Below are 23,844 nucleotides of genomic sequence, written 5' to 3' on the forward strand. Positions count from 1 at the left end.
CAAAATGTTGTTGTATTTATAATTTGACCTTAACTTAGTTGTTTTAAACAGTGTAAAGTACAGAAATATAAGATACATTTTCCAGTAATGTTAAAAGTTCTTTAGCAGTACTAATGTATAACAGGATGTTGAGGTAAATCGGAAGTTTTTTGTTTTAGAGATTAAAAAAATCCCTTTAAAGGATTTTTTCCCTATAAAAAAGCAGCCGTGTCACGTCACGACTGCTTTAGTTTATACTTATTAGCTAATATTATAAGTTCTTTTGCATGATCTTTTGTCGTTTCTGTCAGTTCAGCACCTGTAATCATTCGGCTTAATTCATCAACTTTTTCCGCTTCTGTTAACTCTGAGACCTTCGTAATGGTCCGGTCTTTTTTTACCAATTTTTCAATTAATAAGTGCGTATCAGCCATGGATGCAACTTGAGGCAGATGAGAAATGCATAGTACTTGAGAGCTGTTCGATATTGTGTAAATTTTTTCTGCAATGGCTTGTGCCACTCTTCCACTCACTCCAGTATCTACTTCATCAAATATAACACTTGTTACTCCTTGGTGACGGGCAAAGTTTTTCTTAATTGCTAACATAATTCTGGACAATTCCCCACCAGATGCTATTTTGTGTACTTCTTTAAGTGGTTCACCTAAGTTGGTACTGATCAAAAACTGTATATGGTCAAATCCATTTTCATGAAGTTTTATTCTTTTTCCATTTCTTTCAGGATCTTTCTCGTTACCTGTAGAATAGGAAAATTGAACATCAAAATTAGCTTTTTCCAAATATAAATCCTTCAATTCAGTTAAAATCGCTTTTTTCAAATTAGTTGCTGCTACGTTTCGTAGTTCATGTAACTGTTCCGCAGCAAGTAGTAAGTCTTTTCCTTTACTTACTAATTCTTTCTCTATTTTAGATAAATGGATATCTTTGTTTTCTAATTGTTCAATTTCTTCGTCAATAGAAGCAGCATAATCCAACATATCAGCAACAGATTTCCCATATTTTCTTTTTAAACGATTCAAATCATTTAATCTTGCCTCAATGTCATTTAAACGTCCCGGATCAAATTCCATTTCATCCAGTTTATTACGTAAATGAAAGGATAACTCTTCGACGATATAATACTGATTAGATAATTCGTCTGCTTTTTCTTTTAAATCTTGATCATATTCCTTTATACTTTCAAGAGAAGTCATAGCATGTGCAAGCCAATCTAAGCCCTTTTGCTCTCCGTATAAAGCATAATATGCATCATTAAGTCCTTGATATATTTTTTCGTAATTTGCTAACGTATTGCGTTCTTCATCTAATTCGATATCTTCATTTACCTGAAGGTTAGCTTCTTCTAATTCTGTTTGTTGAAATTTCAATAAATCTAATCGCTGAACAAGTTCTCTTTCACTTTCACTTAATTCCTTATGGCGTCTTTCTAATTGCTTGTATTCAATATAAAGTTTTTTATACTCATCTTTCGCATGAGCAATTTTATCACGGTTATATAAATCTAATAAGACCAAGTGTTTATCTGTGTCCATTAGCGATTGCGTTTCATGCTGACTATGTATATCAATTAATGTTTGTCCAAACTCCTTTAAGATCGCTAATGTTACAAGTTTACCATTAACTCTACATATGCTTTTTCCTGAGGACGTTATGGTACGGTGTAAAATAAGCATGCCATCACTTTCAACATCTATCCCAAATTCTTGTCCTCTTTTATAGGCAAGATGATTAGGGTTATCAATAAAATATAGGCCTTCGATTTCGGCCTTATTAGCTCCGTGTCTGATAAATTCTACGGACCCTCTACCGCCAGCTAATAAGTGGATAGCATCAATAATTATTGACTTACCAGCACCAGTTTCTCCTGTTAAAACAGTTAAACCTTCTTTAAATTGTATTTTTATTTCATCAATTATGGCAAAATCCTTAATGGAAAGCTCAGCTAACACGATGTCCACCTCAACTTTGTGGAGTTTACAGCATCTCTAAAAAATGCTTGCGTAATTCTTGGGTGCTTTCTTCGGATCTACAAATGATTAAACAAGTATCATCACCACAGATGGTGCCTAATATTTCGTTCCAGTCCAGATTATCAATTAATACGCCAACTGCCTGTGCATTTCCAGGTAATGTCTTTAACACAATAAAATGACCTGCTGTGTCAATTTTTACAAATGCATCAATCATTAGACGTTTTAATTTGTTTAATGGGTTAAATCGCTGATCTGCAGGTAGACTATATTTATATCTTCCATCAGACATCGGGACCTTCACTAAATGTAGCTCTTTAATATCTCTTGAAACAGTAGCTTGTGTCACATTATAACCAAGACTTTTTAATTTATCGACAAGCTCATCTTGCGTTTCAATATCATTGTCTGCAATGATTTCACGAATTTTGATATGCCTTTGGCCCTTATTCATCCTTTACCCCTCACTTATATTCTGTTTCAAGTAATTTTTGCCCCATCTAACAGAGAAAAAGGGACTACATCATAAAATTTGTAGCCCCTACTCGTTGTATTAGTTCTTCTTTAAGGTGTCATGTGCTTCATCTACTGTATCGTTAATATTAACACTAGGGGAAATGCTTCCTTCTGCGTGATTCCATGATAAATGGACTAGAAATTCAATATTTCCTTCTCCTCCAGTAATTGGAGAAAAAGTTAAAGCTTTTACTAAATATCCCTCTTTTACTGCAAATTCTAACATATCTCGCAACACTTGACGATGAATTTTACTCTCTCTTACAATACCTTTTTTTCCAACCTGCTCTCTACCCGCTTCAAATTGAGGTTTAATTAGCGCAACCACGTCACTATTTTCAAGCAATAAGTTTTTAAGAACTGGCAAAATAATTCGAAGAGAAATAAAGGATACATCAATAGTTGCAAAGTTTGGCTTGCCTAACTTTAATTGCTCCTCTGTGACATAACGGAAATTAGTTTTCTCCATCACGACAACTCTTTCATCGCTTCGTAGCTTCCAGTCAAGTTGATTATACCCTACATCAATCGCATAACTTAACCTTGCACCATTTTGTAAAGCACAATCAGTAAAGCCACCAGTAGACGAACCGATGTCGATAACAACTTTATCTCGAACTGAAACATCAAATTCGTGTAAAGCCTTTTCCAGTTTAAGACCACCCCTACTTACATAAGGGATTGCTCTTCCTTTTATTTCTATCGGAATATTTTCATCAACTTTTACACCCGGCTTGTCCAGTCTAACTTGCTCTGAAAATACCAGACCTGCCATAATAGTTCTCTTCGCTTTTTCCCTTGTATCCAATAGCCCTCTTTCAACAAGCAGCATGTCTAATCTAACTTTTTTCATGAACAATCAAGCCCTCTGTTTATTAGGAATCATTTCTGTAATCTTTCTTATTGCATTTTCTGTTGTTAAATCAATTTCATTCCACAACTCACTTACACTACCGTGCTCAATAAATTGGTCTGGGATTCCCATTCTTGCAATTTTAGTATTCATCTTTCCAGCTTCTTGGATAAATTCTAAAACTGCACTTCCAAATCCGCCCTGCAAAACATGTTCTTCAATCGTTAAAATAGGAATTTCTTCATGAAGGATTGTTTTGAGCATGGCTTCATCTAAAGGTTTAATGAACCTCGCATTGACTACGCGTACCGACAAGTCCGATTGCTCTAAAATTCGACTTGCTTCTAAAGCCATATCTATTGTGGTACCAAAAGTTAAGATAACAGTATCCTTACCTTCTTTTAACACTTCCCAAGTACCTATTGGAATTTCTTTCATTTCCTCATCTGTTGGTACTCCGGCGGCATTTCCTCTTGGATACCGAAGTGCTATTGGACCTTGATCATATTGCACAGCTGTATATACCATGTGCTGACACTCATTTTCATCTTTAGGCATCATAAGTACCATATTCGGTACGTGACGTAAAAACGATATATCGAAAACTCCTTGGTGTGTTTCCCCATCAGCTCCTACAAGACCGGCTCGATCTATTCCAAATATAACGTTTAAGTTTTGGCGACAAACATCGTGTACCACCTGATCATATCCTCGTTGAAGGAAAGTAGAATAGATAGATAAAAACGGTTTCATGTCTTGAGTTGCTAATCCACCAGCAAGCGTTGTCGCATGCTGTTCAGCAATACCAACATCAAATAATCGATCGGGAAATTCCTTTTTAAAGTCCTCTAATTTTGACCCGACTGTCATAGCCGGTGTTATCGCTACAACTTTATTATTTGTTCGAGCAATTTTGGCTAACGCATCACTTACAACCTTACTCCACGCGGGTCCATTTGCCCTTTTTTTAATCGATTCTCCGGATTCAATCTTATAGGGACCGACACCATGCCATGTACCAATCTTGTCCGCTTCAGCTGGATGATAGCCTTTCCCTTTTTTTGTTAGGACGTGAATAATAACAGGACCTTCCGTTTTTTTCGCGTATTTTAAATTCTCAAATAGACTATCAAAATTATGACCATCCACTGGACCATAATAAGTAAAACCTAATTCTTCAAAAAACATCCCAGGAACGACAAACGATTTCATACCATCCTTTATGCGTTCTGCGGTTTGAGCCAGTCGACCACCTACTGCAGGAATTTTTTTCAGGAGATATTCCATTTCATCTTTAAACCAATTGTATTTATTCGCACTACGTAATCGACCCAAAATATTATGAACAGCCCCAACGTTAGGGGCAATAGACATTTCGTTATCATTTAATATAACAATTATATTCTTTTTTTCATGTCCAATATGGTTTAATGCTTCTAAGGCCATACCACCAGTTAAGGCACCATCTCCAATGATTGGAACAATATAACTTTTTTCTCCTTTTAAGTCGCGAGCAATAGCCATTCCCATTGCAGCAGACAAAGAAGTTGAACTGTGGCCCGTTTCCCAAACATCATGTTCGCTTTCTAACCGCTTCGGAAAACCACTCAGTCCTTTATGTTTTTTCAACGTATCAAACTGGTTTGTTCGGCCAGTTAGAATTTTATGAACATAGGATTGGTGGCCTACATCCCAAATAAATTTATCATCTGGACTATTAAATGCTTTATGAAGAGCTAAAGTTAATTCTACAACCCCAAGGTTTGGTCCTAAATGACCGCCAGTCTTAGATAAGGTGTCAATTAAAAACTCACGAATTTCCTCCGCAAGCTCCTCTAACTGTTTCGTTGAATACGTCTTTAAAAAAGCTGGATCTTGTATTTCCTTTAGATCCATGATGGATCACTCACCTTCATTGGGAATTTCTTCCGTTCTTCCTTTTAAGCGCAGGAAGCACTCTAATATGTAAATGCTTCTCGATGAAGGCAATTACTTTTCCTGCAAATAATATAATTTGGGTAGAAGAATGGATAGCAAAAAATTTACCTAACGCTTTTCCACCTACCGTAAAAGCTGCAACAATACTCGTGAATATTATGGAAATGGTAAATTGGTTAGTGGAACCTTCATTATAACCGAATCCGAGTGCTAATTGAAGGACAACAACTGCTGAGGCGGTACCGCTAATAATCCCAGATATATCTCCAATTACGTCATTACAAAAACTTGCAAACCGGTCCGCATTTCTTACAATTACAATCGCTTGCCTAGATCCATGAACCTTTTCTGCTGCCATTGCGTGAAATGGAACTTCGTCTGCAGCAGTTGCAGCAATCCCAAACATGTCAAAAATGACACCAATTAAGACGATGCTTAAAACAATAAAAATACCAGCAAACCATCCGACACCATTTAATAAAATGGATGAAATAATTGAAAAAAGGGCCGCTAACACAAAAGTGATAACGGCAATTCCTATACTAAAGCGTAACGACTTGTTAAATTGCTGACTCATTTTTATACTTCCTCTATATGTAAATAGTTATGAACAGTATGTTAATAAAAAATTGGCCTTTTGGTCAAAAATAATCTTTGTTTATAAAATATAAAGAAAGGAATGGTCATTTAATAAGTAAAAATTGCAGCTTAGGTCCAGTAGGTTTTCCCAATTGAATACCGCGAGTTGCCTCTACGGCGGTTCCCCTTTAAATTCAACTTAGCTCCGTCACCGAAAGCTAGACTGGATTACCACTTAGCCTGCACTATAATCCTCATTAAATGTCACAATCGAGTAGTCTAGGAGTTTTCCTCTACAGTCCTTTAACCGTTCCCTAGCCTCTTTTGCAGTGTTGATTTCAAATGGTATACAAGGCAGCAAATAGTGGCCTGCTATTTTACTGCATTAAACCATTATCCCCTCAACACCACTCAAGGCAGGCTACGCTGCAGATAGAGATTCCCAACCCTATCGTGCAGGTTCATACCCCATCCCATAGCACTTCGCGGTAGCTTAATGCCACAGTAATGGGCCTCCGCGGAAGTAGGGTCAACGCCCACATGCCTTTGTGGATCGCCCCACAACCTTAACTCCCAGCACCGACCCAAGGCTGGGCGCCTCAAGCCGACACAAGGAACTTCATCGATGTGCCCTTTGGCGGATTTTTAGGCCCGCCTTCAAGAACGGGGGACTGACTAGAATACTACACCATCCCTTTAGTACTATTAATATACCATACGTTCTTTCATGTTCTCAATTACAATTATTCTCATTAATAGTCGCGATTACCTAAATAATCAATGAAATCATATAAAATTTCATGATTAACTTTTGCTGTTTTTAACGCTAGTGCAGCTTTTTCCATATACCATTCTTTTTTCTTTATCGTCTCGTCTAACCCTAATATTTTTGGATAGGTGCTCTTCTCACTCTGCTCATCACTACCAATTGGTTTACCTAATTTTTCTTCATTACCAATTACGTCTAATACGTCGTCTTGAATTTGAAAAATGAGTCCGAGGCAGGTAGCATATTCATCAATAGCCTCTATTTGTGGTGGAATAGCTCCTCCTAAATAGGCCCCTGCCCGTATAGCAAACCGTATAAGCTCTCCTGTTTTAAGAAGATGAATCTGGTCCATTTCTTGCAAGGAAAGGGATTTTTTTTCCCCTTCTAAGTCAAGCATTTGTCCTGCTACCATACCTTCTGGTCCACTAGCCTGAGCCAATTCCCTAACCAAATAAACTTTTTCTTCTGCATGAAGAAAATTAGAGGTAGTAATAACATGAAACGCCCCTGCAAGTAATCCATCACCGGCTAGTATTGCCGTTGCATCATCAAACTTTTTATGATTTGTCGGTTTCCCTCTTCGAAAATCATCATTATCCATTGCAGGCAAATCATCATGTATTAAAGAATATGTATGAACCATTTCTAACGCAGCAGCTGGATGTACAACTTTTTTATCTATCGGACGAAATGCTTCATAAGCAGCCATCATTAATATTGGCCGAAGCCTTTTACCCCCAGCTTTTATGGAATATAGCATGGACTCCTTAAGTCGCTTTGGACTGTTAAATTCGTTTACAATTGCCTCAAGCTCGTAATTGAACCATTCTTGTTTTTCCTTTACATAATTTAAAAAAGTCACGCTACTTATTCCTCCTGCACTGAAAACGGCTTTAGCTCACCTTGTTCGTTTAATATTTGTTCCATCTGTTTTTCTACTTTTGTTAGTTTGTCATTACAAAATTTGGATAATTTCATTCCTTCTTGGTAATAATCAATTGCTTTTTCTAAAGGAACATCGCCTTCTTCTAATTTCTCTACAATAGCTTCTAACTTCATAATAGCTTCTTCAAAACTTACTTCTTTATTTTGATCTTCCGTCATTTTTATCCTCCTCTAATCCCCATACTTGGCAGTCAACTAATCCATCCTTCAATTTAACAAACATTTTGTCCCCGGGTTGTACATCCTTTATTGTCTTGACAACTTCTCTCTTTTCATTATAAGGAATGGCATATCCCCGTTGAATAATTTCCAGTGGGTTTAAAAGCGTTAATTTTTCTATCTTATGTGTAAAGGATTGTTGTTTCGTTTTTATTTGTTGTTCCATTGCTCGTTGTTGACGCTCTGTTAACTTTTGTAGCTCAAGTTTTGTCTGTTCTACTTTTCGAGCTGGATGAAGTTGAGCTAGTCTTTTAGAAATAAAATCACTTTTTTCTTTCTTATATGTAACATATTGCTTGGAAACCTTTTGTAATTGATCAAAAAGTCTGTCTAAGTCTTGCTCTTTCTGCTTTAACAATTGCTCTGGGTATCGAAAAGCATAAGATTGCTGTATGGAAGTAAGTCTTTCTTTTCTTGTGGAAATATGCATAGAAGCGCTTTTTTGTATGCGCTTGGTCATTATCGTAATTCTGTCCTGTACATCCAGCAAAGATGGAACTGCCAACTCTGCTGCTCCCGTAGGTGTAGGAGCCCTTAAGTCAGAAGCAAAATCACTTATCGTAAAGTCTGTTTCATGTCCTACAGCTGAGATAATAGGTACGTTTGATTGAACGATTGCTCGAGCTACCATTTCTTCATTAAAGCTCCACAATTCCTCAATGGAACCTCCACCTCGTCCAATTATTAACACATCAAACATATTTAAGTCGTTTGCCTTTTTAATAGCTTGTACAATTGACTTTGCTGCATAATCGCCTTGTACCAAAACGGGAAGTAACGTTTTCTTCACAATTGGATACCTTCTATTTATTGTGGAAAAAATATCTCGTACTGCAGCACCCGTAGGAGAAGTAATGACACCGACATGTTCTGGATATAAAGGGATTTTCTTTTTTCTATCTTGACGAAATAACCCTTCATTTTCGAGTTTTTCCTTCAGTTGCTCATAAGCTAGATAAAGAGCACCTATACCATCTGGTTGCATTTGGTGTATATAAAGCTGGTATTGTCCGTGGGGTTCATAGACACCTATTTCACCTTCGACGAGGACATTCATCCCATTTTCAGGTCTGAATTTTATCTGTTTATTATGACCAGCAAACATGACTGCTTGAATTTTAGACTGATTATCTTTCAAGGTTAAATACATATGACCTCTAGAGTGTTGCGTAAAGTTTGAAATTTCCCCTTTTAAATATACCCGCTTCAAATTAGGATCTGTTTCCATTTTTCTTCTTATATATCTTGTTAACGCTGTAACCGTTAAGTACCGATCCTTCACAATACTTAATCCCCTTTTTCACCATATTAAAAGATTATCTTTATTCCTTGTACGACAACACATAAACTGTCTCAAGGTTCTGTAAATCGGCTAGTTTTTTATGATTGTTTTGCTGCTATGATTGTATTATTTAATAACATCGTAATGGTCATCGGACCTACACCTTTTGGAACAGGAGTAATGTAAGACGCTTTTTCCTTTACTACATCAAAATTAACATCTCCTGATAGTTTTCCACTAGAAAGGACACTGTTCCCAACATCTATTACAACTGCTCCATCCTTAACGCCTTGTTCATTTATAAGATTTGGTTTTCCTACAGCTGAAATTAGGATGTCTGCTTTCTTTGTATGGTTATACAAATCTTCTGTAGCAGAATGACAATAGGTTACAGTTGCATTTTCATTAAGAAATAAGTGACCAACAGGCTTACCCACGATGTTGCTACGCCCTACAACCACTACATGCTTCCCTTCTATTGGAATGTTTTTATCCTTAATCATATATAAAATCCCCAACGGTGTACATGGGACAAAGCATTCTTGATTCGTAATTAATCTTCCTACATTAATAGGATGAAAACCATCCACATCCTTGTTAGGGGTAATGCTTTCAATGATTATTTTTGCGTCAATATGCTTTGGAAGAGGTAATTGAACTAATATCCCATGTATTGATGAATCGTTGTTTAATTCTAATACTTTATCCAAAAGCTCTTGTTGGGAAGTGGCTTCGTTTAATTCAATGACTTTAGAATGTATACCAATAGCCTCAGAAGCTCGTTTTTTTTCTCTAACATATACTTTGGAAGCAGGATCGTCGCCCACAATAATAACAGCCAGACCAGGTTGAATTCCTTTTTTCTGTAATGACATTATTTCTTTTCTCAATTCATTTCTTAACTTCGTAGCAATTTCTGTTCCATATATGACTTCAGCTGGCATGCTATTTCCCCTTCCTATTGCTCATCCACTAATTTAGACAGAACACCATTTATAAACTTACCAGAGTTTTCCTCGCCATATTCCTTGGCAATATCAATTGCTTCGTTTATGGAAACTTTGATTGGTATTTCTTCTTTATATTTTATTTCATAAGTTGCAATTCGCAGTAATGTTTTTTCAACTAAAGCAAGGCGACTTAATGACCAATTAACGAGGTTATCCGATAGCATTTGATCGATCTTTTCTTTATGTTCTGACACACCATATACTAATTCAGACGTAAATGGATGAATAGATTCTTCATCTGTTGCATAGAGAATGGCATCCTTTGGTGAAATATCGTTCATATCCATTTGAAATAAAATTTGAAACGCTTTTACCCTAGCATTTCTTCGTATCATGTTACATGCTCCTTTTTTATATCATCAAAAATAGTATCATTAGTTAATTTCACCGTAATTCGTTTCCTTAAACGATGAAAAATATGACTTCATTTTCCTTTGAATGATAACATTTTAAAGAAATAAAAGCTATTTAAAGGGGTATTCGTTAAAATAGTGAGCCAAAAAACCGCATCCATTAGGCATAAGAATCTATCCGGTGAGAAACTCCTAGCCACATAAGGTCAATCACCAAGAGAGAAATCGTTCTCTTTATAAGGATATTTTCGCAGTTTATGTAAACTACGACAAACTATAGCTATGACTGTTGAGTGTTACACCGCCGCTTCGGCAGAATACTTCACTTTCCACGGGCACGGCCTCAGCCGCCTCGCGGAAAACCACCGCTGTGGGGTCTTCAGACACGTGCTTAGCGAAGGAAATACACGTAGACTCCTTCAGGACAGCGAAGACGTTGAGACCCCAACAGCGAGCGTTCTGTGCGAGTGAGAAGGCTCAACGCGAGCCCTAAAGGTGCGGGTAGTGTATTTCCTTAGCGGCTGTGATTTATACATATAAGTTACATCGCAGTTTCCTTCTATTGCGAAATACATAAAAAGGCTTATATAAAGAAGAAAAGGTCACAGAAATAACTCTGTGACCTTTGCATTATGCATCATTTGATTTTGGTTCGTCTTCTTTATGCTCCATTTGTACACCAACTACATGAACATTAATTTCCTCAATTTCTAAGGCCGTCATATTCTTTAAAGCTTGGCGAATATTATCTTGAATTTTTTGAGCTACAGTTGGAATCGAAACACCGTAGTTTAAAACAGAAAAGATATCAATCTTAATACCTTTATCGGATAATTCTACTTTAACACCTTTACCATGGTTCTTTTTACCGAAACGCTCGGTCATACTGGATGCAAAATTACCACGCATTTGTGCAACTCCAGCAACTTCGTTAGCAGCAATACCTGCAATCACTTCAATAACTTCTGGTGCAATTTCCACACTTCCTAAAGATGTGTCAGTACTAACATTAAGTAAGTTATGTTCAGCCATTGACGTCACTCCTTTTTCGCAAGATGTCGAGCTCCAGCACCTAGCATTTTAGATATAAAAGGTGCTTTGCCCTTTTCTTACTCATTTTCCATTATATTATACTTTTCAAGGAATTTTGTATTAAAATTTCCTTCCTTAAAAACAGGATGCTTCATCATCCGTTGATGAAATGGAACAGTTGTTTTAATTCCCTCAATTACAAATTCATCCAAAGCTCTATGCATTCGGTCAATTGCTTCTTCACGAGTTTTTCCGTAAGTAATTAATTTTGCAATCATCGAATCATAATACGGAGGTATTTTCCATCCAGAATAAGCAGCGGAGTCAACACGCACCCCTAATCCTCCTGGTGGTAAATACATTGTTACTTCCCCAGGTGATGGCATAAAATTCTTGCTTGGGTCCTCTGCATTAATTCTACACTCAATGGACCAACCATTAAAAGTAACATCATCTTGTGTAAAAGAAAGCTTTTCACCATTGGCAACAGTAATTTGTTCTTTAATTAAATCTATCCCTGTTACCATCTCTGTTACGGGATGCTCCACCTGAATACGAGTATTCATCTCCATAAAGTAAAATTCATTTGTATTATGATCAAATATAAATTCAATAGTTCCAGCACCGTGATAATCAACTGCCTCTGCTGCTCGCACAGCAGCTTGACCCATTTTCTCTCTTATTTCAGGTGTAATAGCTGGAGAAGGTGTTTCTTCTATCAATTTTTGTAAACGACGTTGTACTGTACAATCGCGTTCACCTAAGTGGACAGTATTGCCGTGTTGGTCGGCAATTACTTGAATTTCTACATGTCGGAAATCTTCAATGTATTTTTCTAAATAAACACCAGGATTCCCAAATGCTGTTTCTGCTTCATTTTGTGTTACACGAATGCCTTTTATTAGCTCTTCTTTTGTTCTTGCAACACGTATTCCTTTTCCGCCTCCACCTGCAGTCGCTTTAATGATGACGGGGTAGCCAATTTCATCTGCAATTTTTATTCCTTCATCAACGTTTTCGATAATCCCATCCGAACCAGGAACAATCGGAACACCAGCACTTTTCATTGTTTCTCTCGCTACATCTTTCGTACCCATTTTCTGAATAGAATAAGCACTTGGACCAACAAAGATAACATTACATTCTTTACAAATTTCTGCAAAGTCAGCGTTCTCTGCTAAAAATCCATAGCCTGGATGGATAGCATCTGCTTCTGTTAAAGTAGCAAGACTCATTATATTTGTTACATTCAAATAGCTTTCCTTACTCGTAACTGGTCCAATACAGTATGCTTCGTCTGCAAGTTTTACATGTAGTGCTTCTTTATCAGCAGTTGAGTATACAGCAATAGTTTGAATACCCATCTCTTTACAAGCACGTATAATTCGAACAGCTATTTCTCCTCTGTTTGCAACTAATAATCTTTTAATCAAAGAAGTCAACCCCTTATTTGCTCTTCACTCTAAACAATGGCTGGCCGTATTCGACTAGTTCACCATCTTCTACGAGTACTTCCACAATTTCACCATTTACTTCCGCTTCAATTTCATTAAATAGCTTCATTGCTTCTACAATACAAACAACTGAATCATTTTTCACCTTGTCTCCAACTTGCACATACGGATCACTGTCTGGCGATGGCGCTCTATAAAAAGTTCCAACCATAGGTGATGTGACTTCCTGATCATAGTTAGGCGCCTGTTCTTTAACTTCCGCTACAGGTGCAGCTTGTTCTACTTGTGGCTTATCATTTGTTTGTGCTGTAGATGTTTCCATTCTTTGTGGTTGAATAACAGGTTCAGAAACAACAACTTGCTCTTTTACTGGAGCTGCTGCTTCCACAGTTCTTTTCTTCAGTTTTACCTTTGTTCCGTTAGATTCATACTTAAACTCATCGATAGATGATTCATCAATTAACTTAATGAGCTCTCGGATTTCTTGTACTTTCATTTCCGGCACTCCTTCATTTTTTATAATTTAATATTAGGTACTAATAACTCCTCTTAACATTTTATTATAAGTTAGTATAAAACTTCAACTCGAAAAGAGAACGTTTCCTTAATTATTTCCATTAGTAACGGTTAATTCCCTTTAAAAAAATTTATAAAGGCAGTTTACTCAAGATTTTTATTTTACATAATAGATGGAAACTGCGACACAATTAAGACAAAAAAAAGCGACCATTCTATACATGTTGAGAGATAATCCGACGCCGCGGAAACATACTCGCTTTCCATGGGCAAGGCTTCAGTCTCCTCGCGGGAAAACGCCGCTGCGGGGCCTTCAGACTCTTGCTCTCCCATTGGAGTCTTGCATGTTTCCGCTGCTTTGTTTAGTGGTCTTTACGTGCGAGAAGAAATCCCAAAACAAAAGCCTGGTGTTTTCACTACTCATAATTAAAAACATTTAACCTTAGCGGAGGCAGAATACGCAGACTCCTATGGGAAGTGTGAGCTATGTGAGACCCCGCAGACGAAGTCGAGGAGGCTCACGGGGAACCCATGGAAAGCGAAGTATTCTGCAGCAGCGACCTGCTACCACATGCTTCAAGCTATATTAGTTACGTCGCATTATCCATCAACTATGAACTAGTGAAAAAATCGCCATCTATTGAAAGAATAAAGAAAAACAAAAAACCTTGCCGCAATTGACGACAAGGGATCAGGTTAAATATTATTCACTTGGTTGAAACTTTACATTAGCAGGAATGTCACCAAATTCATCTCTTACCATTTGCATAATATGAACTGTATCTGTTTCACTAACTTCAGATGCTTTAACAGTGACATGAATCATGTCGTCTTCAGCACGTACGAGAACATCTTCATAATTTTTTTCTGTTTGAATTACTTTTTCTAAAATTGCTTCTTTTGTTTTTAGTTCCTCTAATCTAGCCATTTCTTCCATTGCTTGATTCTTTTCTTCAGAAGAAACACTGCTAGATGCAACAATATCTTCTAATTGTTCTTTCTTACGGCTTCTTTCATCTTGGATGTCCATTCGGATAGCTGTAAATACTTGATCAGATGATATACCAGAACTTACATTGCCATTCTCATCCGTTTCTACTCCGTCCGTAGCCCCTTCATTTACATTTGTTTCAATTGTATCTCCTGTATCCATCTCTTCTGACTCATCGTTATTTTGGTCATCAATGAATGCTACTTGCTCACCACCTGGGGAAGTCATATAATACACACTCAAGACAATTAGTAGACTCAACATTGTAAGTAGCCACACTGTTTGTTTTTTTAACATCATATTCTCATTCTCCTCCTCATTACGATTTAGGGTTTGCTGTAACTCTATGGGTAGGTACATCTAGAACTGTTGAAACGGCCTCAACGACCATTTTCTTTACTTCTATGTTTTGCAAGCCTGATGCCACCACCATAACGCCACGTACATCTGGTTTTTTAACCTGTATTAAAAGTGGCGATTCCTCATTATTTCTTCGAATGATCACACTTTGTTCATCCTTGGTAAGTTCTTCAATCGTTCTTTCTCCACCATTTGTATCTGTCTCTTGCGTTGTTTGTTGACTTTCGACTGTATTTGTTGCATATATTTTCAGATTCGTCGCGTCTAAGTTGATCATAATATCAACGTTAGAAACGCCATCCAAGCTTTCAAGAATAGCTTTTAGTTCTCTTTCAAACTTACTTTCCATTTCTGAAATGATAGCGGTCTTATCGTCCTCTGTTAATAGGGGTTCATTTTGTTTTTGCTCCATACTATTGTTTCCCTCATTTAGATAAGGGTTCGCACTATCTTCTTCTTGGAACATACTACTTAGTAGAACAAGTAATAACCCTATTAAGCCTAAGATAATAATGTATGAGAATTTTGTAGGCTTTCCGTTCTCATCCCTTTTGATTTTAAAAAGTGACCATATGTTTTTCACGTGTTATCGCCCCCCTCCCATTCAAGATGTATTTGTTCTTCAGATATCTCCCAGAGGGAGGATAAATCGTGTTTAATATCATCGATTGGTAATTCTTCTGCAGGCTTTTCCTGATTAAAATCAATGACCACATCCTCTACTTCAGCACCCCTTGGATCATCAGCATTTTTTAGGAATACATGTAGACCTTCCATGTCCTCCCAATTCACTTCCTCGCTATCATTTGGAAAGGTAAAAGTTATGTCTTGAATTGTTACTCCATAGTCGTTTATCAACTCCCCCTCAGCTTGTTTTTTTAGTTGGACAGCCATCTGATTTAATATATATGCACGTTGAGAGGCTTGTATTTCTATTTTTTCTTTTTCTATACTATTTTTTATTTCTTCAGATTGAGCTTCGTTATATGCAAGTCCATTTTGAAAGATTTGAGAGGCATCTGCCTTAAATAATTGAAATAATGGTTGAAGGAAAATGAGTACTAAAATTAAACCAACTGCAAACTTGACATACTTTTGCATTGTAGATTGTGGAAGTAAAAGATCTACAATCATGGCAATCAGCAAAAATATAATAATTTCTGTTACCCATTGTTGGATAAAGTCCAATTTCCATCAAACCTCCTAACGTACCATTAAGGTTAAATTACTAGCTGCAACAAGAATAACAATCGCGAAAAAGAACATCATTGTCACCACAAGTAAAGCTGCAAATATATAGAAAATGTGTTTACTAATTAAATCTAGTGTTGTAATTACTGGTCCTCCACCTACTGGTTGTAAAATAGCAGCTGCAAGTTTATATATGATACCAATTACCAAAACTTTTATAGCTGGAAATAGTGCAATGGCAAGCACCGTAACTACTCCTACTAATCCAATCGTATTCTTCAAAAGCATGGATGCGGACATAACAGTACCTGCTGCATCTGTAAACATCCTTCCAATGACAGGAATAAAATTCCCTGTAACAAACTTTGCGGTTTTTAACGCAATACCATCTTGAATTGCAGTGGCTGCACCCTGAACAGAAATAACTCCTAAGAAAATTGTAAGAAAAACACCCATAATAGTTAGTGCAGCATTTCTTAATAGATTAGCTAGCTGAGTAGCTTTGTAATGCTCGTTAAGGGAACTTACAATGTGTAGTAATGCCGATAAGAATAGTAATGGCAAAATAACCTTAGAAATGAGCACTCCACTCGTATGAATTAAAAACAGGATAATAGGATGAAAAAATGCTAGTGAAGTGATACTTCCAACTGAAGCCATAATAGCTAAGATTAATGGTATTAGGGCATTCATAAAATGAGACATCGCTTCTATTGCATCGGTTGTATAGGAAGCAGCTAAACGGAAACTATTTAGTGCTAATGTAATAAGAACTAAGTAAATAACAGCATAAGCAACTTTGTTCACTGCTTTGGATTCAAATGCATTTTGCATAGTCTGCAATACGACGGAAAATAACGTTAGTAATATAAGAGACCCAAGTAATTTTCCATTTAAAAAGAGTTCATGAAACAAGTATTTGACTAATCCCTGGATCCAGTTCTGAATAGAGAGAGGTGCATCATCCTTTACAAAGTCTGTTAAATCTTTATTAGTCATCTCGGGAAGAAACTCCCCATACTGGTGTGTTACGGAACCCCAAGCATCCCCTATTTTCGAAAAGGACTTGTCCTGTATTTGATCATTAACCCACATGTCAGGATTAGGCTCGGCATGGACAGTTGGGATAATGACAATGAGAATAAACAGGAGAGTCGTTATGATTTTATATTTAACTGGTACCCTCACAAGATTGTCTCTCCTTCCAAGTCTAAAGCGGAATAAAGCTAAGAATTGTTTCTACTACTGCAGTTAAAATAGGTACGGCTAGGAATAAAATAAATATTTTTCCTGCTAGTTCGATCTTGGAAGCAATGGAATTAAGTCCGGCATCTCTCGTAATTTGAGCACCAAATTCAGCTATATAAGCTATCCCAATTATCTTTAAAATTGTTTCGATATACATGAAGTTTATATTGGCCTTAGAAGTTATGTAAGTTAACATCTGAAAGATATCGGAAAGATACTGAATTAAAATGATAAAAATAACAATTCCAGTAAAAATAGCAATAAAAAAGGCAATACCAGAATTTTGATCTTTAACAATAATGGATAAAATGCCGGCTAGTACACCGAAGGAGACTATTTGAAAAATCTCCATAGGCTTAAAGTCCTCCTAAAAAGATAAGTTGAAAAAGGAATACAGATTTTATTTGTTGAAAGAGATCTGCTAGATTTTCTACGACTACAATTAAAACAATGATAAACCCGATTAATGTAGCCCAGTGTGCCATATCTTCTTTTCCCGCTTGCTTTAAAAGAGTGTGGATAATAGCAACAATTATTCCTATTCCTGCTATTTGAAACAACAAAGATACTTGACTGATCATAGTAGGTGCCGACTCCTTTCCCCATTAAATAAAAAGAAGAATAATGAACAAACCACCTAAAACACCTAAGCTTCTTGCCATTCTCCCATACTTTCTCTTTTCTTCTTCAGCACTTTCAAGCTCCCGATCTAAATGGGATAAGGCAAGGCGTATGTGTTTTTGTTGCTGGACAAAGTCATGTTGACCCAAAGTTTGTCCAAACTGTTCCATCACTTCTTTTTCTTCTTTTTTCATCGCTGTTTTATGCCAAAAATTATCCAATGTAGATTTCCAAACTTCATAAAGGGATAATTGCTTATTTTCCAGCTCTAGGTATAGTTGATGGAATAACAGTGCTAAGGGCTTTGGGACCTGCTTCGATAATCGAAGAAATACTTCTTGAACCGGACTATGTCCATACACAATTTCAGCTTCCATAACTTGTAATGCATTTTTAAGTTGCCTTATTTGTCTCGGACGATTTTCAAGGCGCTTTGCGATATCAAACCCGATTAATGTGGTGGCGCAAAGCAGTAGTATTGCCCCTATCCATTTCATTGTTTATTCCCCTTGTTTGCAAAATTTGATTATGTCCACTTTCATTAGCTATCGATTGAATCGTTCCTGGTTTTGGTTGATTAGAAAATGTAATAAAACGTTTAAATGCTTTATTTTGGAATAAAGGATATAAAGATGGCCGATTGCGAATTTCCTTTATACTACTTCCGTGCACACTGCAAATAACGGTAACACCAGCATATAGTGCCTCCAATAGTGCTTTCACATCATTTTCGCTCCCAATTTCATCCACAACTAAAATATCTGGAGACATGGAACGAATCATCATCATCATACCCTCTGCTTTTGGACAGGCATCCATCACGTCTGTACGAATTCCCACATCATGCTGTGGTATACCGTTTTTACAGGCAGCTATTTCAGACCTCTCATCAATAACGCCTACCTTTTTAGGTGGGAAGTGTTGATAGCCGTTACTCATAAAACGAACAATATCCCGTAAAAATGTTGTTTTTCCGCATTTAGGTGGGCCGATTAACAAGGTGTTCAGATAGTTTTGTTCAAACAAATAGGGTAGATAGGATTGACTAATATTTTTCACTTCTCTTGCAATCCGGAAATTGAAAAAAGTAAGATGTCTAATCGCTTTTACGAGTCCGTTCTCTGTATTCACTTTTCCTGAAATTCCAACACGATGTCCGCCCTCTATCGTGATATAACCTTGTCTTAGTTCATCTTCAAACCTGTATATGGAATGTTCACTTAGCTGACTTAAAATAAATTGAGCATCCGACTCTGTCGGAATCATATCTTTGATGATGCGAGAGTATGTTGAAAAAACTAATTCAACTGGTTTCATTACACGTACTCTAATTTCCTCAAGGTTGTCCCATGTAACGATTTCGTTTTGTAATTTCTCTGTCAAATCACGTGGAAAGATACGCAATACTTCGTTCAAAGATATTTCTCCTTTACCTGTTGGAATAGTTACTTTCAATCTATGCTTAGTAGGATAAAATATGACTAGAGAATAGAAATGATTAGTAGAGAAAAAAATTTGGAATGGGGGAAAGGGAATCAAGAGGCAGCAGTCATCTATCTAGAATTCTCTTGGTATTTGACTAGACCAAACGCAACAAAAAAAGCCTTTGTCTACTAAAGACAAAGGCTTTCACACGATTAACCACGTGATACATATTTACCATCACTAGTATTAATAATTAATGTATCCCCTTCATTTACGAAGAAAGGTACTTGAACAACTAAACCAGTTTCAACCGTTGCTGGCTTCGTTCCACCACTAGCCGTATCCCCTTTAATACCTGGTTCTGTTTCTACTACTTTTAACTCCACTGTATTTGGTAACTCTACACCGAGTGTTTCACCAGCATATATTAGAATAGTTACGGACATATTTTCTTTCAAATAGTTTAGTTCATCTTCTAGTTGGGAAGATTGGAGTTCTAACTGCTCATATGATTCTTGATCCATGAACGTATGCACATTTCCAGAAGCATATAAATATTGCATATGTCTTCTTTCTAAGTGCGCTTTGCCTACTTTTTCACCAGCACGAAACGTTTTTTCTTGCACACTTCCGTTGCGTAGGTTACGAAGTTTCGAACGAACAAACGCAGCACCTTTACCAGGCTTTACGTGTTGGAAATCTATAACCTGATATATATTACCATCTAATTCAATTGTTAAACCAGTACGAAAATCGTTAACAGAAATCACGCTATTTTTCCCCTTTCACTGTTACAAAATAATTAATTCTTTTGGAGACTTTGTTAGACTGACATTACCTTCTTCCGTAATAAGTGCATCATCTTCAATACGACAGCCACCGACATTTGGTACATATATGCCTGGTTCTACTGTTACAATCATTCCAGGTTGTAACGGCTGTTCATTACGGAATGATAAGCCTGGTCCTTCATGAACATCCAGTCCAATACCATGTCCTGTTGAATGGCCAAAATAGTCTCCGTATCCTTTTTCCGTAATATAGTCTCTCGTTAAAGCATCTGCTTCTTTGCCTGTTATTCCACTTTTCAAGCCCTGCATACCAAGAAGTTGTGCTTCAAGGACAGTGTTATATATCTCTTTCAGTTTGTCATTGATTTCACCAACAGCAACTGTACGAGTAATATCAGAACAATATCCTTTATAATAAGCACCAAAATCTAACGTAACGAGTTCACCAGATTCAATAACTTTCTCGGTAGCAACACCGTGTGGTAACGCTGATCGGTATCCAGAAGCTACAATAATATCAAAAGATGAAGATGTAGCTCCCTTACTTCTCATAAAGAACTCTAATTCATTAGAAACTTCGATTTCCTTTACTCCAGGTTTGATAAAACCTAAAATATGATCAAAAGCTGCATCTGCTATTTCACAAGCTTCCTTTATAATATTAATTTCTTCCTCTGTCTTTATCAACCTTAGTTTTTCTACAATTCCAGAAACAGGTACAAGTTCAGCCTTAACCTCGTTTTTATACGCTTCATATGTACTAAAAGTCATGTGGTCTTTCTCAAAACCTACACGCTTTAATCCCAACTTATCTACTTGTTCTGCAACTTCTTTTACAATCGGAGCTTTATGCTCAATAATGTCATAACCCTTTGCCTGTTCTGTTGCCTGCTCAGTATAACGAAAATCAGTAATAAAAAGAGCATTTTCCTGTGTAACGAGCACAACCCCTGCTGTTCCTGTGAAATTAGTCATGTATCTACGGTTTTTATCACTTGTAAGAATTAAACCATCTAACTTTTCTTCATTTAATGAATTTCTTAGTTTTGCTAGTTTCTCCACTTTACCCATCCTTTCTTTTATGCATTTCTAGGAATGCATGCGCAGCAACACTATAGCCAATTGCTCCTAAACCTGAAATTTGCCCCCAGCAAACGGGAGCAAGTAGGGATTCTCTTCTGAATGGCTCTCTATTATGGACATTTGATAGATGGACTTCAATAACAGGAACATCAACAGCACTAATCGCATCCCGTAGTGCAACACTTGTGTGTGTATAAGCAGCCGGATTAAATATAATACCTTTGTATTTCCCATCACTTTTTTGTATTGCTTCTATCAATTCCCCTTCATGATTAGACTGAAAGCTACTTAATTCCCAACCATGTTTTTGAAGAAGCATACGTACTTCATTTTCAATTTCATCTAAACCAGAGTTTCCATAAATATGTGGCTCTCTTTTCCCCAAAAGGTTTAAATTAGGTCCATTTAATAACAATAATTGATTCATAAGCCTCCCCCAGTGCCTCCATTCCTAGAAAGTCTAATATTTTTTAGTTTATCATATCAACCAGCATTTTGTGAGCTTTTTCCCTTATTACTACTTGCTAATTGTATATTTTCATATTCGTACGAAATGGAATACCCAATAAATGTTCCATACAACACGTATAAGCATATACTCGTAATAACCGTATCCATTTTTAAGTCAGAGAAAAGAGGAACTGCCTCAAACATAGGGTTTAGGAAATACATAAATGCAATCCATAATACTGATCCAAACAATATACCGGGAAGCATGCCACCTCTTTTTTTGAAAAACAAGTAATAGACAAGGGCAGTACCTATGGACAAAACTCCAACAATAACCATACTAATAACTTCCCCTAATAACCCTTGTGTCCATGTACCATTAAAGAAAGATCTTAAAATAAAACTGGCATGAGATACTTCCATAAAATTAAAGTAATAAGCTAAAGAAGCTAATCCACTCCAAAATACTCCGCCAACGAACCCAGTTAAAATAGCTTTATGAAAAAGAGACATTGGCTTTTTATGTTGGTTTTGTTCTAATTTTGGTTCTGTTTGATTATTCTCCAATTACAACACCTCCAATAGTTAACGTTTCCCATTTAATAAAAAGACATGCTTCCATATGTCAAATAATGTACGTTCATTCTTTTTTCTAGTAAAATATAGATAAATATCCAAAATACATCATACATATAAATTAGCACGTAGTATTTGCTGATTTATCAAATCAAGCCTCCGTTATCTATATTTTTACAAGTAAAAAAAGAATAATTTCTTAAAAGTAGGGAACAATCTTAGAGAAGTTATCTTGAAAAAAATACCACGCTTACCTAGTTTTTGTATTTTTTCATTAACTAATTAAAAAGAATGAAAATCGTTTGATAGTAGTTAATGATTCATTGAACAAGAAAGGAGGTCCACTATGTCTCCACGCAAAATAAATCCTCTTATTTATGTTTTAATCGGGCTCGCAATTATCGGCGTTTTTAGTCAGCTACTTTTTGATACCGCAGATTTCTTCCGATTTGTTGTTATGTCGGTTGGATTTGCAGCTATTTTGTTTGGAATCTTCTATTTCTTTTTGAGAAGAAGAGGTTCTGGTGGATTTTCAAATAAATATAAAAAAGCCGTTAAGCAATCAAATCAGAAATACGGTACTAGTAACGACCAAAAAATGTATTCTGTAGCCGCAAAGGCTCAACAAAAAAAGAAAACAAGCCAAAAGAAAAGCACAACTCACTTAAGAGTGATTGACGGAAAAAAAGAAAAAAAGAAGAATCGAGCATCTTTTTGATGCTTCGTTCTTCTTTTTTATTGGCTCAAACGATCATTTAATAAGTCCATCTCTTTAAATACTTTTCAGCACTTCTTTGGCCAATATCGATTAATCTTTTTTTCGTTTCTAAATCGATATGAAAATCAGTAGCTTCTATTTCTTCTGTATTAATGAACATAATTTGATCCGAGGTTGTTTTTGATATATAACGCGCATCGTGTGCTTGCATCATTGTTGTAAATAATGCATAAAACATGTCAATTGCCCCATTAACTTCTCTAGCTGGAATTCGATCATATAAAGAGCTTATTTTCATTCCTAAAATCGGCCTCTTTTTCTTTTCTCCATCTTTAAAAAGCCATATAGGAAAGTTGCTTAATAAACCTCCATCAACTAAGACATTTTTTCGCTTAGTTTGCCCTAAAAACTTTACTGGCCGAAAAAAAAATGGAATCGAAGCACTTATCCTAACCGCTCTTGCTATCGAGTAGTGGTTGCCATCTAAATTGTAAAGTCGCTCCAAGTCATCTGGGAATACAACTATTTTACCTAAAGATAAATCGGAAGCTACTATTTTTAATGTGTTTGGTTTCAGGTCACTAAATCGATATATACCTTTTGCTAACAGCTTTTCTTTCATCCAAGCTTCCAATCTATTTCCTTTATACAGCCCAAGACTAAAATAAAGGGTTAACCACTTTAAAAAGGGTAGGGCCCTTCCTATTCCAGTCGGTTCTTGAAGAAAATAGCCCATATCTAAATCTAGAAATAAATGTTTTATTTCTTTCGTTGAATATCCCGCAGCTAATAGAGCAGCCATTATAGCTCCTGCTGATGTACCTGCAGTACGCTCAAATCGTATTCCTTGTTCTTCTGCTACTTCTAATGCCCCTATAAAAGCTAATGATTTTACCCCGCCACCGGAAAAAACACCGTCTACTTTCAAAATAAACCTCCCACTATTTTTTCTAA

General features: G+C 36.5%; 27 protein-coding genes. 1 reads left to right on the forward strand and 26 read right to left on the reverse strand.

The window, feature by feature from the left end:
- Positions 1 to 215 precede the first annotated feature (215 nt).
- The 25 genes from recN to HNQ94_RS13335 form a co-directional block, all read right to left on the reverse strand.
- Positions 216 to 1,949, reverse strand: coding sequence for a DNA repair protein RecN (gene recN / locus HNQ94_RS13215; protein ID WP_174494719.1), 1,734 nt, complete (start codon positions 1,947 to 1,949; stop codon positions 216 to 218).
- A 25-nt stretch (positions 1,950 to 1,974) separates the two neighbouring features.
- Positions 1,975 to 2,424, reverse strand: coding sequence for a transcriptional regulator AhrC/ArgR (ahrC, locus tag HNQ94_RS13220; RefSeq protein ID WP_174494718.1), 450 nt, complete (start codon positions 2,422 to 2,424; stop codon positions 1,975 to 1,977).
- Positions 2,425 to 2,523: 99 nt separating this feature from the next.
- Positions 2,524 to 3,345: a TlyA family RNA methyltransferase gene (locus HNQ94_RS13225; protein ID WP_174494717.1), complete on the reverse strand. Its 822-nt coding sequence runs from the start codon at positions 3,343 to 3,345 to the stop codon at positions 2,524 to 2,526.
- Entirely contained in the window at positions 3,346 to 5,235 is a 1,890-nt protein-coding gene (gene dxs, locus HNQ94_RS13230) for a 1-deoxy-D-xylulose-5-phosphate synthase (RefSeq protein ID WP_174494716.1), read from the reverse strand.
- 16 nt (positions 5,236 to 5,251) lie between these two features.
- Positions 5,252 to 5,854, reverse strand: a complete 603-nt coding sequence (locus HNQ94_RS13235; RefSeq protein WP_174494715.1) for a hypothetical protein — start codon at positions 5,852 to 5,854, stop codon at positions 5,252 to 5,254.
- A gap of 754 nt (positions 5,855 to 6,608) precedes the next feature.
- Positions 6,609 to 7,487: a polyprenyl synthetase family protein gene (locus HNQ94_RS13240; RefSeq protein ID WP_174494714.1), complete on the reverse strand. Its 879-nt coding sequence runs from the start codon at positions 7,485 to 7,487 to the stop codon at positions 6,609 to 6,611.
- A 5-nt stretch (positions 7,488 to 7,492) separates the two neighbouring features.
- Positions 7,493 to 7,729 carry an exodeoxyribonuclease VII small subunit gene (locus HNQ94_RS13245; protein ID WP_174494713.1) on the reverse strand — a complete coding sequence of 79 codons (237 nt, stop codon included), beginning with the start codon at positions 7,727 to 7,729 and terminating at the stop codon, positions 7,493 to 7,495.
- A complete protein-coding gene (gene xseA / locus HNQ94_RS13250) occupies positions 7,710 to 9,071 on the reverse strand; it encodes an exodeoxyribonuclease VII large subunit (RefSeq protein WP_174494712.1) in 1,362 nt (453 codons plus the stop codon). The genes HNQ94_RS13245 and xseA overlap by 20 nt, the downstream gene beginning before the upstream one ends.
- A gap of 98 nt (positions 9,072 to 9,169) precedes the next feature.
- On the reverse strand, positions 9,170 to 10,015 hold the full coding sequence (folD, locus tag HNQ94_RS13255; protein WP_174494711.1) for a bifunctional methylenetetrahydrofolate dehydrogenase/methenyltetrahydrofolate cyclohydrolase FolD: 846 nt from the start codon (positions 10,013 to 10,015) through the stop codon (positions 9,170 to 9,172).
- A 14-nt stretch (positions 10,016 to 10,029) separates the two neighbouring features.
- Positions 10,030 to 10,416, reverse strand: coding sequence for a transcription antitermination factor NusB (nusB, locus tag HNQ94_RS13260; RefSeq protein WP_174494710.1), 387 nt, complete (start codon positions 10,414 to 10,416; stop codon positions 10,030 to 10,032).
- A gap of 648 nt (positions 10,417 to 11,064) precedes the next feature.
- Positions 11,065 to 11,466, reverse strand: coding sequence for an Asp23/Gls24 family envelope stress response protein (locus HNQ94_RS13265; protein ID WP_174494709.1), 402 nt, complete (start codon positions 11,464 to 11,466; stop codon positions 11,065 to 11,067).
- Between the two features lie 77 nt (positions 11,467 to 11,543).
- Positions 11,544 to 12,899 (reverse strand): acetyl-CoA carboxylase biotin carboxylase subunit, encoded by a 1,356-nt coding sequence (accC, locus tag HNQ94_RS13270; RefSeq protein WP_174494708.1) that lies wholly within the window; start codon positions 12,897 to 12,899, stop codon positions 11,544 to 11,546.
- 13 nt (positions 12,900 to 12,912) lie between these two features.
- A complete protein-coding gene (accB, locus tag HNQ94_RS13275) occupies positions 12,913 to 13,416 on the reverse strand; it encodes an acetyl-CoA carboxylase biotin carboxyl carrier protein (RefSeq protein WP_174494707.1) in 504 nt (167 codons plus the stop codon).
- A gap of 723 nt (positions 13,417 to 14,139) precedes the next feature.
- Positions 14,140 to 14,727, reverse strand: coding sequence for a SpoIIIAH-like family protein (locus tag HNQ94_RS13280; RefSeq protein ID WP_311771631.1), 588 nt, complete (start codon positions 14,725 to 14,727; stop codon positions 14,140 to 14,142).
- Positions 14,728 to 14,746: 19 nt separating this feature from the next.
- Positions 14,747 to 15,370, reverse strand: coding sequence for a stage III sporulation protein AG (gene spoIIIAG / locus HNQ94_RS13285; RefSeq protein WP_174494706.1), 624 nt, complete (start codon positions 15,368 to 15,370; stop codon positions 14,747 to 14,749).
- Complete coding sequence (gene spoIIIAF, locus HNQ94_RS13290) at positions 15,367 to 15,975, reverse strand: stage III sporulation protein AF (protein ID WP_174494705.1); 609 nt, start codon at positions 15,973 to 15,975, stop codon at positions 15,367 to 15,369. Before spoIIIAF ends, spoIIIAG begins: the two co-directional genes overlap by 4 nt.
- Before the next feature lie 15 nt (positions 15,976 to 15,990).
- Entirely contained in the window at positions 15,991 to 17,166 is a 1,176-nt protein-coding gene (gene spoIIIAE, locus HNQ94_RS13295) for a stage III sporulation protein AE (RefSeq protein WP_174494704.1), read from the reverse strand.
- A 22-nt stretch (positions 17,167 to 17,188) separates the two neighbouring features.
- On the reverse strand, positions 17,189 to 17,578 hold the full coding sequence (gene spoIIIAD, locus HNQ94_RS13300; RefSeq protein WP_174494703.1) for a stage III sporulation protein AD: 390 nt from the start codon (positions 17,576 to 17,578) through the stop codon (positions 17,189 to 17,191).
- Positions 17,579 to 17,582: 4 nt separating this feature from the next.
- Entirely contained in the window at positions 17,583 to 17,807 is a 225-nt protein-coding gene (gene spoIIIAC / locus HNQ94_RS13305; RefSeq protein WP_174494702.1) for a stage III sporulation protein AC, read from the reverse strand.
- 24 nt (positions 17,808 to 17,831) lie between these two features.
- Positions 17,832 to 18,344 carry a stage III sporulation protein SpoIIIAB gene (gene spoIIIAB, locus HNQ94_RS13310; protein ID WP_174494701.1) on the reverse strand — a complete coding sequence of 171 codons (513 nt, stop codon included), beginning with the start codon at positions 18,342 to 18,344 and terminating at the stop codon, positions 17,832 to 17,834.
- Complete coding sequence (gene spoIIIAA / locus HNQ94_RS13315; RefSeq protein WP_174494700.1) at positions 18,289 to 19,263, reverse strand: stage III sporulation protein AA; 975 nt, start codon at positions 19,261 to 19,263, stop codon at positions 18,289 to 18,291. Before spoIIIAA ends, spoIIIAB begins: the two co-directional genes overlap by 56 nt.
- A gap of 221 nt (positions 19,264 to 19,484) precedes the next feature.
- A complete protein-coding gene (efp, locus tag HNQ94_RS13320) occupies positions 19,485 to 20,042 on the reverse strand; it encodes an elongation factor P (RefSeq protein ID WP_174494699.1) in 558 nt (185 codons plus the stop codon).
- A 21-nt stretch (positions 20,043 to 20,063) separates the two neighbouring features.
- Complete coding sequence (locus HNQ94_RS13325) at positions 20,064 to 21,125, reverse strand: M24 family metallopeptidase (protein WP_174494698.1); 1,062 nt, start codon at positions 21,123 to 21,125, stop codon at positions 20,064 to 20,066.
- A gap of 1 nt (position 21,126) precedes the next feature.
- Positions 21,127 to 21,573: a type II 3-dehydroquinate dehydratase gene (gene aroQ / locus HNQ94_RS13330; protein ID WP_174494697.1), complete on the reverse strand. Its 447-nt coding sequence runs from the start codon at positions 21,571 to 21,573 to the stop codon at positions 21,127 to 21,129.
- Positions 21,574 to 21,629: 56 nt separating this feature from the next.
- Positions 21,630 to 22,163 (reverse strand): YqhR family membrane protein, encoded by a 534-nt coding sequence (locus HNQ94_RS13335; RefSeq protein WP_246199915.1) that lies wholly within the window; start codon positions 22,161 to 22,163, stop codon positions 21,630 to 21,632.
- A 355-nt stretch (positions 22,164 to 22,518) separates the two neighbouring features.
- Between HNQ94_RS13335 and HNQ94_RS13340 the strand changes: the two genes are divergently transcribed.
- Positions 22,519 to 22,890 (forward strand): SA1362 family protein, encoded by a 372-nt coding sequence (locus HNQ94_RS13340; RefSeq protein ID WP_174494696.1) that lies wholly within the window; start codon positions 22,519 to 22,521, stop codon positions 22,888 to 22,890.
- Positions 22,891 to 22,927: 37 nt separating this feature from the next.
- Here HNQ94_RS13340 and HNQ94_RS13345 read toward each other — a convergent pair whose 3' ends face one another.
- The gene (locus HNQ94_RS13345) at positions 22,928 to 23,818 is read right to left on the reverse strand and encodes a patatin-like phospholipase family protein (protein WP_174494695.1); all 891 of its coding nucleotides are present in this window, start codon (positions 23,816 to 23,818) and stop codon (positions 22,928 to 22,930) included.
- Positions 23,819 to 23,844: the final 26 nt, after the last annotated feature.

The sequence above is a fragment of the Salirhabdus euzebyi genome, from assembly GCF_014207435.1.
GTDB lineage: Bacteria > Bacillota > Bacilli > Bacillales > Alkalibacillaceae > Salirhabdus > Salirhabdus euzebyi.

What these genes read in the sequence shown, in the direction of transcription:
- ahrC (WP_174494718.1), bottom strand. Translation starts at nt 2,424, where the DNA reads ATGAATAAGGGCCAAAGGCATATCAAAATTCGTGAAATCATTGCAGAC.
- dxs (WP_174494716.1), bottom strand. Translation starts at nt 5,235, where the DNA reads ATGGATCTAAAGGAAATACAAGATCCAGCTTTTTTAAAGACGTATTCA.
- HNQ94_RS13235 (WP_174494715.1), bottom strand. Translation starts at nt 5,854, where the DNA reads ATGAGTCAGCAATTTAACAAGTCGTTACGCTTTAGTATAGGAATTGCC.
- HNQ94_RS13245 (WP_174494713.1), bottom strand. Translation starts at nt 7,729, where the DNA reads ATGACGGAAGATCAAAATAAAGAAGTAAGTTTTGAAGAAGCTATTATG.
- folD (WP_174494711.1), bottom strand. Translation starts at nt 10,015, where the DNA reads ATGCCAGCTGAAGTCATATATGGAACAGAAATTGCTACGAAGTTAAGA.
- nusB (WP_174494710.1), bottom strand. Translation starts at nt 10,416, where the DNA reads ATGATACGAAGAAATGCTAGGGTAAAAGCGTTTCAAATTTTATTTCAA.
- HNQ94_RS13265 (WP_174494709.1), bottom strand. Translation starts at nt 11,466, where the DNA reads ATGGCTGAACATAACTTACTTAATGTTAGTACTGACACATCTTTAGGA.
- accB (WP_174494707.1), bottom strand. Translation starts at nt 13,416, where the DNA reads ATGAAAGTACAAGAAATCCGAGAGCTCATTAAGTTAATTGATGAATCA.
- HNQ94_RS13280 (WP_311771631.1), bottom strand. Translation starts at nt 14,727, where the DNA reads ATGATGTTAAAAAAACAAACAGTGTGGCTACTTACAATGTTGAGTCTA.
- spoIIIAD (WP_174494703.1), bottom strand. Translation starts at nt 17,578, where the DNA reads ATGGAGATTTTTCAAATAGTCTCCTTCGGTGTACTAGCCGGCATTTTA.
- spoIIIAC (WP_174494702.1), bottom strand. Translation starts at nt 17,807, where the DNA reads ATGATCAGTCAAGTATCTTTGTTGTTTCAAATAGCAGGAATAGGAATA.
- spoIIIAB (WP_174494701.1), bottom strand. Translation starts at nt 18,344, where the DNA reads ATGAAATGGATAGGGGCAATACTACTGCTTTGCGCCACCACATTAATC.
- aroQ (WP_174494697.1), bottom strand. Translation starts at nt 21,573, where the DNA reads ATGAATCAATTATTGTTATTAAATGGACCTAATTTAAACCTTTTGGGG.
- HNQ94_RS13340 (WP_174494696.1), top strand. Translation starts at nt 22,519, where the DNA reads ATGTCTCCACGCAAAATAAATCCTCTTATTTATGTTTTAATCGGGCTC.